This is a genomic window from Streptomyces sp. NPDC043812, assembly GCF_056436245.1.
In genome coordinates, this window is sequence record NZ_JBWKCY010000040.1 from 1 (window position 1) to 12,048 (window position 12,048).

Here is a 12,048-nt window from a genome sequence, read left to right on the forward strand (position 1 = left end):
CTGGACACCGGCAACGAGGACGATCGCGGCGAGAGCGGTGGCCGCGGCCCTGCGGGGGCGCGGGGTCGGGGCGGGCATCAGGAGATCTCAATCGTGGCGGCGGGCATCTCCGGGACCAGGATGTCGACTTGTGAGGTGGCGGCGGGAGGGGCGGGGAACTGGGCGAAGAAACTGACCGACTCGTCAACGTCCATGCGTCCAATACCTGTCGTTGTCAGCGGATAGCCGTCCGTATCGCGCAGCACGTAGTAGCGCTTCTTCTCCGACTTGTCCACGAGCGTGATGCCTGCCAGTGAGCGCCCCGTCGCCTTGACCTGCGACTCCTGGCCGTTCCAAGTAATCGGCGCCCCTTGGCGTTCGCCGCTGACATTCTTGACGGTGCCGGTAACGGTCAGGAATCCGCCTTCGTCCCGCACAGCGGTATGGATGACGAACTCGAAGCCATTGCTGCCCTTGATGGTTGCCAGGGTCTGGCTGGTGTCGGGGACGGTCGTACCGCCGTCACCCTTTTCCTTGTCATCGCCCTCATCTGATGCAGCCGAAGACTTGCTCGTCTCCTTCTTCGGCGGCTCCGGGTCGTCCCCGCCACAGGCCGTCAAGGCCACCGTCAGGGCGACTGCCACAAACGCGGCCGCCGCAGCCCTGCGGGGCTTCGTCCCATACCTCATGCTCATCAATGTCATTCCTTTGCGATCTTCATGGGTCAGTCCTCGGCCAGCCGGACCTTGAAGAGATCGGCCATGTCCGGAAGCAGGTCCAAGTGCTCCGGATCGATGGTCCAATCCCTGAGGTCACAATCGAGCTTTCCGGGGGACGGCGGAGTGTCGTTCTCCTCCCCGCCCTCCGGCGGCGGCCCCTCGTCCTCCGCAGGTTCGAAGGTGCAGCGGGGCTCGACGACGGCTGTGGCAGTGGCTTTGGCGCGCTTGTTCTCAGTTCCCGGGAGAATCGACTCCCCCATGGACTCCTGAGTGATGACGCCAACGGTGAAGCCCCAACGGCCGTCGTTCACCCAGCCACATCCGCCTTCCCCGTAATCGACATCGGCCTTGTTCCGATCGGCGAAGTACTGGGCCGCCTGGCAGCCGTTGTACGTGCCGATCCGATCGCCGTTGAAGATGTCCCGGAGGAAGTCGGGGTCGAGGAGTCCGTCCAGCAGGTCGTCCCGGAATTGGTCACGGGATTCCTGGGCCGCCCCCAGAGCGGCTGCGTCTGCTGCGGACTGCGCACCGTTGTGCGTCGCGCCTGCCTGTCCGACCGCGAAGAACGCGAGCGCGACAAAGAGCAGGCCCGCCACCATCATGATGTAGATGGGAGCGGCCTGCCCTGCCTCGTGCTCGCGGCGCATTGTCAGCCGGCGTTCAGGATTTCGTCGACCTTGTCGGACAGACCCTCGGCGATGTCGTCCGCCACACCCGTCCCCACGATCGCCACGATGATCAGCGCCACCAGGACGATGACACCCACGTACTCGACAGCGCCCTGGCCCTTGTCGCTGCGGCGCTTCATCGCCTGGACGGCCGTGTTCGCCCACGTGCCGACGTACAGCTTGACGTTGGTCGCGGTCTTCAGCGTGATGTCCGACATGGTGTTCTCCTCCGTGAGCGGCCGGCCGTCCGCCGGCCGACTCGTACGAGTCCTCGATGTCGTGTGCGTTTCCGGCTACCTCCCGGCCGGACCCGCTGTCGACGTGAGAAACGTACGGGGGGACAACACCCCTCGGCATGGGCCTCAGGGCCCAACTGCGGGCCCACTTCAGGGAATGGGTCCTGTCCTCCTCAGCCATGGCCGGGCCGCCCTCCCCGGCTGATGGCGTGCCAGATGGCGATCGCCTCGCCCCTGCTGCCCGCGTTCAGCTTCGCGAAGATGCGGTTGATGTGGTTCTTCACCGTCTTCTGGCTGATGAAGCAGGTGGCCGCGATCTGCTGATTGGTCATGCCCGACGCGATCAGGTCCATCACTTCCACCTCCCGCTGGCTCAGTTCGGTCAGCAGGGCCCCGGACGCCTCGGCCCCCGTCGACGAATGTCCCACATTTGCTTGCGGAAGCGAAGACACTTGAGGGGATTGTTGCCGTCCCGCGACCGGGTCAACGCCCGTCAGCTGACGGTTTGTTGACTGGAGCGGCATCGACGCTCGGTACGAGCCGTGTGCGGTTGCAGACGATTGCTCCGGCCCGGAGAACGCCGTCCCCAGCCCCTCCGGGAGCGCCGGGCGAGGGCCCGGGTCCGGGGTGTCGCCGCGTACGGATGCGAGCAGCGCGCCGGCCGCCGAGTGGGTGAAGGACGCCCGGCCCTGCCGTACGTCCCTGACCGCGGCGACGAGCTGGTCGGCGGTGAACTCGCCGTGGACCAAGTAACCGCCCGCGCCCAGTCGCAGCGCCTCGTGGACGATCTCGCTCTCCCGGCTGTACGTCATCATCAGCACCGGCGCGAGCCGTACGAGGTGCGGCAGCGCGGAGATGCCGTCGACGCCGGGCATGCGGACGTCCAGCAGGATCACGTCCGGGCGGTGCCGAACAGCCTCGTCGTACGCCTGGCGGCCGTCGGACGCCTCCGCCGCGACCTCGATGTCGTCGCGGCCCTGGAGCAGCACCGTGAGGCCGGCTCTGACGACGGGGTTGTCGTCGGCGACCACCACCCGCAGGGGTGGGTCGGCCGGCATCGGGCCGGCCGGTAGCGAGGGGAACTCTCCGGACGCCGCTTGCGCGCGGGAGATGGGGGGAGCGGTGTGCTCCGGGCTCATCGACGGGGAGTTCGCCGACGTGTGCTGCGACGCGTGCGGCTGCTGCGTCCATTGCTGCCCGGAGGTGCGGGAGATGTCGTCCGGCATGGTGCGGCCTCCTCTCAGGGGGCGTGGGCGTACGGGGACGGATGGATCAGGTGCTCCGGTCGGGCGGCCCGGCCGGCGGTACGGACCGTGGCAGCTGACCGAGGGCGTGGGTGGGGCGGTCGGCAGTGGCGGGGCGGGACGCGGCCGCGGGTGACGTCTGCGCCGGAATCGCGGGGAGCACCTGAGGCGCGTGCGCCGCTTCCGCATGTGCCGCCTCCGTCCCCGCCGGACGCAGCGCCCGCACCGGCAGCTCCAGCCGTACCTCCGTACCTTTCGCCGCGCGCCCCTTGCCGATGCGGATACGGGCGCCGATGGAAGCCGACCGTTCGACCATTCCCACGAGCCCGAAGTGGCCTGCACGCTTCAGGCTTTCCAGCGAAGTGCCCGGGGGCAGGCCGCGGCCGTCGTCGTAGATGCTGATGCGCAGCACGTCGCCGACCACGCCCGAGGAGACGTCGAGGTAGCTGGGCCCGGCGTGGCGGTGGGCGTTCTCCATCGCCTCGGACGCGATGGTGAGCAGCTGTCTGGCCACTGCCTGCGGTACCGGCGGCGAGGTGTCGCCGAGACCGCGGTACGTCGCCCGCAGTTCGTGACGGCGGGCGAAGTCCGCGGTGCGCGCCTCGAGTTCGCCCGCCACGTCCACACCGCCGTCGAGGCCCGATTCGCGGCGGAGGTCGGAGAGGAGTTCTCGGGACTCGGCGGCGGCCCGGCGCGCGGAGCGGGCCACGAGTTCGGCCTGGTGCTTGACGGTGAGCGGGTCCATGCGGTCCGCGGTGCCGGCGAGGCCGTCGGCGGCGAGGGCCAGGCCGTGGAGCGTCTTCGCCACCGAGTCGTGCATCTCGCGGGCGAGGCGGGCGCGCTCGCCCTCGACCGCGTCGTTCACCGCCAGCCGGGCCCGCGCCTCGGTGAGTGCCTGGCTGGCGGTGCCGAAGCCGAGCATCATGTTGCGCAGCGTGCTGCCGATGGCGCCGGCGATGATGCAGAGGCCGGGCAGCAGCAGGGCGTTGGCCCCGGCTTCGGCGGTGTCGTTGACGGCGTACGCACCGCCCAGCAGCAGTGACTGGAGCACGGCGAAGAAGGCCGCGCCGCGCCAGCTGTAGACGAGCCCCGCAAGGAGCGGGGTGCAGATCGTGACGTAGGCGAGCGTGGAGTCCGGGGAGGCGGTGACGAGGAGCAGCGCGCCGAAGAGCATGTCGGCCGCGAGCAGGGAGGGGTGGCGCAGCAGGACGGGCCCGAAGCGCTCCCAGTCGCGCAGCAGGACGTACGACACCATGAACGTGACGAGGACGGCGGCGCCCACGAGCCATGTCCCGAGACCACGCGCCGTGTTGGTGAGGGCGAAGGGTGCAGCGAGGGCGATCATGGCGAGCCGGAAACCGAACGTCTGGCGGCACAACGCCTGGAGGGCGTTGACCTGGATCGGCAGCGCCGGTACGTGCTGGGGGGCCGACGCGGCTGTCAGGTGCGGTGCTTCCGCGGCGAGCCCGCCGGTGAGGGCGGCGATTCTGGGGGCCATCGGGGTCACCTCCCGTTCGGATGCGGCTTCGTTCGGTCGACGATCGGTTGGGGCGGATCGGGTGCCGGAAGCCCGGCGACGCGGCGGTCAGCCGCTCAGCAGGGTGCCGAAGTCCACTCCGGAGCCGTAGTAGAAGCTGAGGACGATGAGGATCATGGTGGCCGGGAGCATGACCATCGTGACGACGAGCGTCGTCTTGGGGACGGCCTTGGCCGCGCTGCGGCGGGCGTTCTGCGCGTCGGTGCGGCGCATGTCGTTCGCGATCTGGATGAGGGTGTCGACGATCGGCGCGCCCAGCTCCTCGCCCTGCTGGAGCGCGGTGACGAACATCGAGACCTGTTCGGAGTCGTTGCGTCTGCGGAGTTGGTCGAACGCCTCCCGGCGGCTGACGCCCATGTCCATCTGCCGCAGGGTGATGCGCAGTTCGTCCGACCAGGGTCCGGAGTACTTCTCCGAGACCCGCTCGAGCGCCTGCCGGAAGCCGAGTCCGGCGGAGACGACGACGGCGAGGACGTCGAGGAAGTCGGGGAGTGTGCGCTCGATGTCGTCGCGTCGTTTGCGGACATGGGCGCGGATGATGACGTCGGTCCACACCAGGCCGTACAGCAGGGCGGCGACCGCGATGACCGGCTGGCCGCGCACGAGGAGCGCGAGGGCTGCCAGGGCGCCGAGGATTCCGTACACGGCGCGGCGGGCGGCGTAGCGGTCGACGGTCATGCCGCCCGGGTTGCCCGCCCGGTCGAGGCGGCGGCGCAGGGCGTCGACACGCTTGGGGCCCATCAGGCGCAGCACGGTGGGTGCGTAGCGCATGCCCATGCGGTCGATGCCGGAGCCGACCGCGGTGGTGCGGGTGGCGCCCACCTCCAGCGCCAGTACGAGGTCGCTGGGCAGTTTGGCGTCGGCGCGGTAGAGGCGGATGCCGTGGAAGACGCCGTAGACGGCGAGGGCCATCACGCAGGCCAGCAGAAGTCCCATGGTTTCTCCTCCCGCCTCAGACCTGGATCCGGGACATCCGGCGGATCAGGAAGAACCCGACGGCGTACAGGGCGAAGGCGACGACCACCCCGATCTGGCCGACGACCGAGCCGGTCATCTTGTCGAGGGCGCCCTCGGTCATGCCGTTGATCATCAGCAGGAAGCCGAGTCCGAGCAGGGGGACGGCGACGGCGGTGACCTTGACCTGGGACAGCATGGTGGTGACCTCGCGGCGGGTCTCCTTGCGTTCCTCGAGCGTCTCGGTGAGGTTGCGCAGGGAGCCGACGACCTGGCCGCCCGCGCGATTGGAGAGAACGAGCGTGGTGACGAGGACGACGAGTTCGCGGGACGGGAGGCGGTCGGCGAGTTCGCCGAGTGCGTCGTCCAGGGTGTGGCCGACGGCCAGCCGGTCGGCGACGCGGCCGAGTTCCTCGCCCGCCGGGTCGTCCAGTTCCTCGGCGGCCATGGCGAGGGCGGTACGCATGGCGAGTCCGGCCTGGGTGGCGTTGGCGAGGACGCGGGTGAGTTCGGGGAGCTGGCCGATGAATGCCTCGGTACGTTTCTGGCGTTGCCAGTTGAGGAAGGCGTTGGCTCCCCACAGGCCGGCGAGCGCGGCGAGGACGCCGAAGAACGGGGCGAAGACCGCGCCGATCAGGAAGTAGATGCCGAGCAGACCGGCGACCGTGTAGACGAAGTACTCGCCGGGGGTGAGGTCCAGTCCGGTGGCTGCGAGTTTCCGTTCGATGCGCCTGCCGAGCTGGGTGGTGCGCAGCCGCCTGTCCACCCCGCCGAAGCGGCGGCGCCGGCCGCCGAGCGGGATGTGACCTGTCTGGGACATCCGGTCCACGATGGCCTGTCGCTGGGCGTGGCCCGACGCGTAGCTGTGCACACCGACGACGCCGAGTACGCAGGCGAGCAGGGTGACGCCGATCGTCAGAAGGGGGAGGTTGGCCATGTGGTCCTGGACCTTCTCGGTAGGCGGCGGGCGGGGAGCGGTTCGGGCGGCGGCGCGGGTGCGGTCAGGCGGCGGGTTCGCGGACGGCGAGCTGGTCGTCGGACTGGGCGACGCCGAAGGCGGCGGGGATGGGTTCGCTCTTCATGTAGAGGCGTTCGGCGACCCGGCGGGGCAGCGGGAAGTACGTGAAGTTCCCGTGGACGCGCCCGTCGGCTGCCAGGGGCCGGGCGTCGAAGCGGCAGACGGACACGATGCGGTACTCCTCACGGCCGTGGGAGTCGACGACCGCGATCTCGGTGATGCGGCGGGAACCGTCGGCGTGCCGGGTGAGCTGGACGATGACGTCGACGGCGCTGTTGATCTGGTCCTTGATCGCGACGAAGGGGATCTCGACCTCGGACATGGAGCCCAGGGTCTGCAGCCGCAGCAGGGCGTCCTCGGCGCTGTTGGCGTGGACGGTGGCGAGCGAGCCGTCGTGTCCGGTGGACATCGCCTGGAGCATGTCCAGCGTCTCGCCGCCGCGGACCTCGCCGACGACGATGCGGTCGGGGCGCATGCGCAGGGAGTTGCGGACCAGATCGCGGATGGTGACCTGGCCCTTGCCCTCGACGTTCGCCGGGCGGCTCTCCAAGGTGATCACATGCGACTGCTGGAGCTGCAGTTCCGCCGAGTCCTCGATGGTGACGATGCGTTCGCCTTCCGGGATGAGTCCCGACAGGGCGTTGAGGAGGGTCGTCTTGCCGGTGCCGGTGGCGCCGGAGACGATCACGTTGAACTTGGCGCGGACCAGCCCGGCCAGCAGCAGCATCATGTGCTCGTCGAGCGAGCCGAGGTCGATCAGCTCCTGCAGCGTGAAGGCGCGGGGGAAGCGGCGGATGGTGAGGATCGGACCGGTCAGCGAGAGCGGCGGGATGATCACGTTGACGCGCTCGCCCGACGGGAGTCGTGCGTCCACCATCGGATTCGACTCGTCCACGCGGCGGTTGACCGTGGAGACGATGCGCTCGATGGTCTGCATCAGCTGCTCGGTGGAGGAGAAGCGCATCGGCAGCATCTCCAGCCGGCCGCGGCGCTCGACGAAGACCTGCTCGGGTCCGTTCACCATGATCTCGCTGATGGACGCGTCCTCGAGGAGTGGTTCGAGGATGCCGAGGCCGAGCGCCTCGTCGACGACGCGGCGGATGAGCTGGGAGCGTTCGACGGAGGAGAGGACGGGGCCCTCACGGCTGATGATGTGCCCGAGCACGCGCTCCAGCCGGGCACGCCGCTCGGCCGCGGCCAGCGCGGACATCTCCGCGAGATCGATCTCCTCGAGGAGTTTGGCACGGTAGATCCCGACGAGGTGGTTCTCCTCGCCCTGGCCGTTGGTCGGCTGGGGACTGTTGACGCGTGCCCTCAGGCTCATGTCGTCGACTCCTGGCGTGTGCGGCGTGTGCTGACGTTCGTAAGCGGTTGGGCCGGCAGGAGGCCGCTGCTCAGTCGCGGGGCATCGTCGTGGTCCTCTCCGCGTCGTCGAACTGGAAGACCGGGAGAAGCCGGGGGACCTGGACGGTCGCGGTGACGGACACCTCTTCGCCTCCGTACTGGACGGAGAAGTCCGCCTGATCGGCGAGCCAGCCGCTCATCGCCTGCTCGCCGGCCTGTTGAGCACCGACGTCGAAGCTGTCGTCCGAGGCGGCGCGCGCCGCGGCGCGGGAGGCGGTGCCGGCCTGCTGTGCCGTGTAGGCGACGAGGCCGAGCTGGATGGCGACGAGGGCGATGAACAGCAGGAGCGTGATCACGCCGACGTATTCGACGGCCGTCTGACCGCGGCCGCGGTCCGGGCCCCGCATCGCGGAGCACATGCGCCGGCGGTCCGAGGGCCGGTGGTCCATGTCAGCTCTCCCTCACGGCCGCGGACTCGCCCGTCGCGTCGACGGCGATGTCGAATCCGGGGAACAGGACCGGGATGTTCACGGCGACCTCCGCCTTCACGAGGTCGCCCTCGGTCCAGCAGGTGACAGCCGCGGACCAGGCGCCCGGCAGGTCCGCCTCCCCCGCCTGCCGGCAGGCGGCTGCCATGTCGCCCTCGGCCACCGTCCCCGCCCGTACCGCCTCGTCCGCCGCGTTGCCCGCGAGCGAGAAGGTGTATCCGACGAGTGCGGCCTGCCAGAGCAGGATCACCGTGGCCAGGATGACCGGCAGCGTCCCGGTGAACTCGACGGCGGTCTGGCCCCGGTCGTCGCGGAACGGGTCAGGTCCGTAACGGTCGCGCAGGCGCGCCCGTATCGCACACGGCTGTGCCTGCGCCGCGCTCGGTGCCTCTCGTGCGTCTGAACGTCTCATGGCTCAACGTGCCCCCTCGGCCTTCCGCGTTCTGCCTCGGCTGTCGATCGGCTGTCGCCCGGAGCTGTCACTCGGTCCGGGTTCATCTCCCGCGCGGGCGACGTATGCCCACCGACCCCCGATCGCCGCGCAGCCGGCCCCGCTTGTCGCTCGCCTCGGGAGTCTTCACAATCCCCAGCTCGCCCGCCAGGGCCCACAGGGCCTGCTTGACCGTGGACTTGGCTTCCAGATCCTGCATGCGCCCCGAGTCGACGGCGGCGGCCAGCTCTTTGAAGTTGGCGGGGATCGCGACTCGGGAAGCACGCGTGCGGGTGATCTTCTCGATCAGCTGCGGCTGGATCTCGGTGTTGCGGGTGTAGCGGTTGACGACCGTGACGGTCTCCTCCGCCTTGCGGACCTGGAGCCGGTCCCACAGGCGCACCATGCGCTTGACGGCCCGGACGGTCACGACGTCCGGGGTCGTCACCAGCAGGGTGGTGTCGGCCATTTCGATGGCGGCAGCGTTCGCCGTGTTCATATGGGTGCCGCAGTCGATGACGACGACCTCGTAGCGGTTGCGCAGCGCGCTGACGATCTGGCGCACCGCCCGGTCGGTCACTTCCTCGCCCCGCTCGCCCTCCGCCGGTGCCAGCAGCAGTCCGATGCCGCTCTCGTGGGAGAAGACCGCGTCCTGAAGGACGCGGGGCGATATGTCCTGGATGCCGGCGAGGTCGACGATGGACCTGCGGAACTGGACGTCCAGGTACGAGGCGATGTCCCCGGCCTGGAGGTCGAGGTCGGCGAGAGCCACGGTCATCCCGGATGCACGGGCGGCGAGGGCGAGTTGGACGGCGGTGACCGTGGTGCCCACACCGCCCTTGGCCCCGCTCACAGTGACGACGGTGCCGCCCGGCCCGGTGAACACGTCACTGCTCTGCCCGAGGTGTCGGCGTACGCCCACGGACCAGGCGGCCGCCGACTGGACGCGCTGGGCGAGTTCCTCGTACGACAGGGGCAGTCCGATCAGGCCCCGGGCGCCCGAGTCCATCGCGGCGGAGAACAGGCCGGGGCCGGCGTCGGCGGTGACCAGGATGACGCCGACCGCGGGGAAGCGGAGGGCCACCTCGCGGATGAGCTCCAGTGCGGGGACCGGGCCGATGCGCTCATGTACCAGGACGACCTCGGGCAGCTCGTCGAGCGATTCGGCCGCGAGCCGGGCCAGCATGTCGATGAGCGAGGTCGAGTCGCCGACCGGGGAGGCCGGTTCGGCGTCGGGCAGCTGGCTGAGCAGAGTGGTGATGGACCGGGCGGCGTCGGCGTCACCGACGGCCGGGAGGATGCGCGTCGTCATTCGGCCCTCACTTGTTCCTGTCCTCTTCGAGGGTGTACGTGCCCTCGCCGGGGCGCAGGGTGGTCGGGCTGCCCTTGGCGATCAGGGCGAGGCGCACATGGACGGCGAACGACTCGGCGAACGCGACGCGCTGGGCGTCCTGGGTGTTGAGCGCGAACGTGATGGGCACCGCCTGGGTGGCCGTGCGGCCGCGGTCGTCGCTGGTGGGCTCCAGGGCGGTCAGCCTGCCCACGTCGATGACCTTGGCATTGGGCACGATGATCCGGGACTCGGCCACCTCGCCCTTGTCCTCGCCCTCGTCGTCGAAGGTGGCGAAGATGTTGACCAGGTCACCGGGGGTGATCTTGCCCGCGACGCCGGTGGCGGCGTCGATCATGATGGCGATCTCCTGCTCGCCGTTCTCCAGCGCCGGGCGACGGACGATCATGTCGTCCTGGAGCAGTGACCCCTTCCGCAGCTGGGTGACGGCGATCTTGCCTTTCACCACACCTATGTCCGTGACCGCGCTCGTCGACAGCCACCTCTTCGGCATGGTGATCTTTTCGAATTGGCCCGGCTGCAGCGCGCTGTAAGGCGCGACATCGGACTTCACGCGGTATGCGGTGACCTCCGAACCCACCTTGGAATTCACATTGCTGATCACCGAGAGAACGCCCACGAAGGCCGCGAAGGCGCACAGCACGGAGAGGAGCAGAAGAATGACGCCGCGGCGCTGCCGTGAATTCATGAGCGGGGCAACCTCGTTGGAAGACGGTGGTGGCTGGCTGACGAACTGACAGAAGGTGCAGGTGGTGCTCGCGGGTCCGGTGGCATGCCGTCTCGCGCGGGCCCTGGGAGACGGCCGGGAACACTGCCTAGGCCCCTTGGTGCGCCGGTGCTCTTTCGTTCAGGACACCGGGGTCGTGTGTTCGGTTCTCGGCCGGTGCGAGCGGTGCCGAGCAGAAACCGCAGCGGTCGCCGATCAGTTCGATACCGCACCATGAACACGATTCCCTCCTCACGGAGGAAACAAGCTGATGGACGACGGAGATGTCGGGGAGATACGCGGCGAATTCGATCAGCCGCTGCGTCCCCCACCACGACGCCGAATCCGCCGGCAGCGGCGCCTCCTGCACGGCCTGGACCCGCCAGGCGGGGGCCAGGTGGGCGGTCACCCACTCGGACTGGAGCTGCCCCTTGGCGAACAGGAGCTGGGTGGCGTACTCCGGTCCGGCGAGCTCACCGGCACCGAGCTTGACCAGCTGGGGGTCGGGGTTGGCCGCCACCGCGAACTGCGAGCCGGGCACCCAGGACTTGGCGTGCGCCTTGAGACCGACCGGCACGCGGTCGAGCCGGGCGACGGAGTTGAGCAGGGCGCCCGCGTGGATGTAGTGGGCGAGGAGCCGGGCGGCGGAGGCGACGATTCCGGCGCCGAAGTCGCAGATGGACAACTGCCGTAGCTGTCGGACGAGTACGGCGAGGCCCAGCGGCGGGAGGTCGGCCTTCAGCAGGGCGATGCGGTCGCTCTCCAGCACCGAGCGGATCGTGTGCAGACGCCGCTCGTGGACGGCGGGGATCGACGCCGGATAGAGGGCGATGACATAGCCGTGCTGCTCGACGAGCACCTGCATGTCGGCGAGTGCGGCCTCTAGCGGCTGACTGTCCGGATGCTGTACGAGCGCCGCCGTGGGCGTGTGGTGATCGGTGGACGGCAGCACCAGGTCCACACTGGTGACGGCAATGGAGGTCGGCACGCTGATCCCCCGTTCAGCTGCGGCTGCCGTGGGCGGGCGGCCGTTGATCCCTGATGCACCGTGCTGTTCGCCTCAGCACTTTATCCACGTCTCACGACGCAGAGAACAGCTTTCGGAACGCAGCGTGGTAACCGGCACCCGATACCCGCCGAACAAACCGGATGAAGCCGTCAGTTGTTCACTTCCTTCCCAGCAGCGCGGGCGTCGGGTGCCGTTCGCGCCCCGCTGCCCCGAGGCTTCCGCACCGTTCCCGGGCTGGCGGGAGCCCTGCACTCCGGGGGCATCGGCGCAGCTCCGCGCCCGCGTTCCGATTCAGGTCGGAGCTCACCGCCCGGGGCCCACCACCTGCCTGGGCCCGGAATGAGGCCCACGGGCCCACGCCACCC

At 69.6% G+C, this 12,048-nt stretch carries 13 protein-coding genes; all 13 read right to left on the reverse strand.

The features are described from left to right. Positions 1-77: 77 nt before the first annotated feature. The 13 genes from AC067Z_RS35710 to AC067Z_RS35770 all read right to left on the reverse strand — a co-directional run bounded on the left by AC067Z_RS35710 (position 78) and on the right by AC067Z_RS35770 (position 11,662). Positions 78-674: a hypothetical protein gene (locus tag AC067Z_RS35710; protein WP_478793803.1), complete on the reverse strand. Its 597-nt coding sequence runs from the start codon at positions 672-674 to the stop codon at positions 78-80. A 29-nt stretch (positions 675-703) separates the two neighbouring features. Continuing rightward, positions 704-1,345 (reverse strand): pilus assembly protein TadG-related protein, encoded by a 642-nt coding sequence (locus AC067Z_RS35715; RefSeq protein ID WP_478793804.1) that lies wholly within the window; start codon positions 1,343-1,345, stop codon positions 704-706. A gap of 2 nt (positions 1,346-1,347) precedes the next feature. Next, positions 1,348-1,584, reverse strand: a complete 237-nt coding sequence (locus AC067Z_RS35720; RefSeq protein ID WP_478793805.1) for a hypothetical protein — start codon at positions 1,582-1,584, stop codon at positions 1,348-1,350. A gap of 191 nt (positions 1,585-1,775) precedes the next feature. After that, positions 1,776-2,828 (reverse strand): response regulator, encoded by a 1,053-nt coding sequence (locus tag AC067Z_RS35725; RefSeq protein WP_478793806.1) that lies wholly within the window; start codon positions 2,826-2,828, stop codon positions 1,776-1,778. Positions 2,829-2,874: 46 nt separating this feature from the next. Then, positions 2,875-4,344: a sensor histidine kinase gene (locus AC067Z_RS35730; protein ID WP_478793807.1), complete on the reverse strand. Its 1,470-nt coding sequence runs from the start codon at positions 4,342-4,344 to the stop codon at positions 2,875-2,877. An 87-nt stretch (positions 4,345-4,431) separates the two neighbouring features. Further along, positions 4,432-5,319 (reverse strand): DUF5936 domain-containing protein, encoded by an 888-nt coding sequence (locus tag AC067Z_RS35735; protein WP_478793808.1) that lies wholly within the window; start codon positions 5,317-5,319, stop codon positions 4,432-4,434. A 16-nt stretch (positions 5,320-5,335) separates the two neighbouring features. Next, positions 5,336-6,274, reverse strand: a complete 939-nt coding sequence (locus AC067Z_RS35740) for a type II secretion system F family protein (protein WP_478793809.1) — start codon at positions 6,272-6,274, stop codon at positions 5,336-5,338. 64 nt (positions 6,275-6,338) lie between these two features. Then, positions 6,339-7,679 carry a CpaF family protein gene (locus AC067Z_RS35745; protein WP_478793810.1) on the reverse strand — a complete coding sequence of 447 codons (1,341 nt, stop codon included), beginning with the start codon at positions 7,677-7,679 and terminating at the stop codon, positions 6,339-6,341. Between the two features lie 70 nt (positions 7,680-7,749). Next, on the reverse strand, positions 7,750-8,148 hold the full coding sequence (locus AC067Z_RS35750; RefSeq protein WP_478793811.1) for a TadE family protein: 399 nt from the start codon (positions 8,146-8,148) through the stop codon (positions 7,750-7,752). Between the two features lies 1 nt (position 8,149). After that, positions 8,150-8,599, reverse strand: coding sequence for a TadE/TadG family type IV pilus assembly protein (locus tag AC067Z_RS35755; protein WP_478793812.1), 450 nt, complete (start codon positions 8,597-8,599; stop codon positions 8,150-8,152). Positions 8,600-8,681: 82 nt separating this feature from the next. Beyond that, entirely contained in the window at positions 8,682-9,929 is a 1,248-nt protein-coding gene (locus AC067Z_RS35760; RefSeq protein ID WP_478793813.1) for a CpaE/TadZ family protein, read from the reverse strand. Between the two features lie 7 nt (positions 9,930-9,936). Further along, entirely contained in the window at positions 9,937-10,656 is a 720-nt protein-coding gene (cpaB, locus tag AC067Z_RS35765; protein ID WP_478793814.1) for a Flp pilus assembly protein CpaB, read from the reverse strand. 127 nt (positions 10,657-10,783) lie between these two features. Continuing rightward, positions 10,784-11,662, reverse strand: coding sequence for a hypothetical protein (locus AC067Z_RS35770; RefSeq protein WP_478793815.1), 879 nt, complete (start codon positions 11,660-11,662; stop codon positions 10,784-10,786). Positions 11,663-12,048 lie beyond the last annotated feature (386 nt).

Excerpts from the sequence above, each read along its gene's own strand:
- AC067Z_RS35710 (WP_478793803.1), bottom strand. The coding sequence starts at position 674 with ATGAGCATGAGGTATGGGACGAAGCCCCGCAGGGCTGCGGCGGCCGCG.
- AC067Z_RS35740 (WP_478793809.1), bottom strand. The coding sequence starts at position 6,274 with ATGGCCAACCTCCCCCTTCTGACGATCGGCGTCACCCTGCTCGCCTGC.
- AC067Z_RS35730 (WP_478793807.1), bottom strand. The coding sequence starts at position 4,344 with ATGGCCCCCAGAATCGCCGCCCTCACCGGCGGGCTCGCCGCGGAAGCA.
- AC067Z_RS35760 (WP_478793813.1), bottom strand. The coding sequence starts at position 9,929 with ATGACGACGCGCATCCTCCCGGCCGTCGGTGACGCCGACGCCGCCCGG.
- AC067Z_RS35745 (WP_478793810.1), bottom strand. The coding sequence starts at position 7,679 with ATGAGCCTGAGGGCACGCGTCAACAGTCCCCAGCCGACCAACGGCCAG.
- AC067Z_RS35755 (WP_478793812.1), bottom strand. The coding sequence starts at position 8,599 with ATGAGACGTTCAGACGCACGAGAGGCACCGAGCGCGGCGCAGGCACAG.
- AC067Z_RS35715 (WP_478793804.1), bottom strand. The coding sequence starts at position 1,345 with ATGCGCCGCGAGCACGAGGCAGGGCAGGCCGCTCCCATCTACATCATG.
- AC067Z_RS35750 (WP_478793811.1), bottom strand. The coding sequence starts at position 8,148 with ATGGACCACCGGCCCTCGGACCGCCGGCGCATGTGCTCCGCGATGCGG.
- AC067Z_RS35725 (WP_478793806.1), bottom strand. The coding sequence starts at position 2,828 with ATGCCGGACGACATCTCCCGCACCTCCGGGCAGCAATGGACGCAGCAG.
- AC067Z_RS35735 (WP_478793808.1), bottom strand. The coding sequence starts at position 5,319 with ATGGGACTTCTGCTGGCCTGCGTGATGGCCCTCGCCGTCTACGGCGTC.
- AC067Z_RS35720 (WP_478793805.1), bottom strand. The coding sequence starts at position 1,584 with ATGTCGGACATCACGCTGAAGACCGCGACCAACGTCAAGCTGTACGTC.
- cpaB (WP_478793814.1), bottom strand. The coding sequence starts at position 10,656 with ATGAATTCACGGCAGCGCCGCGGCGTCATTCTTCTGCTCCTCTCCGTG.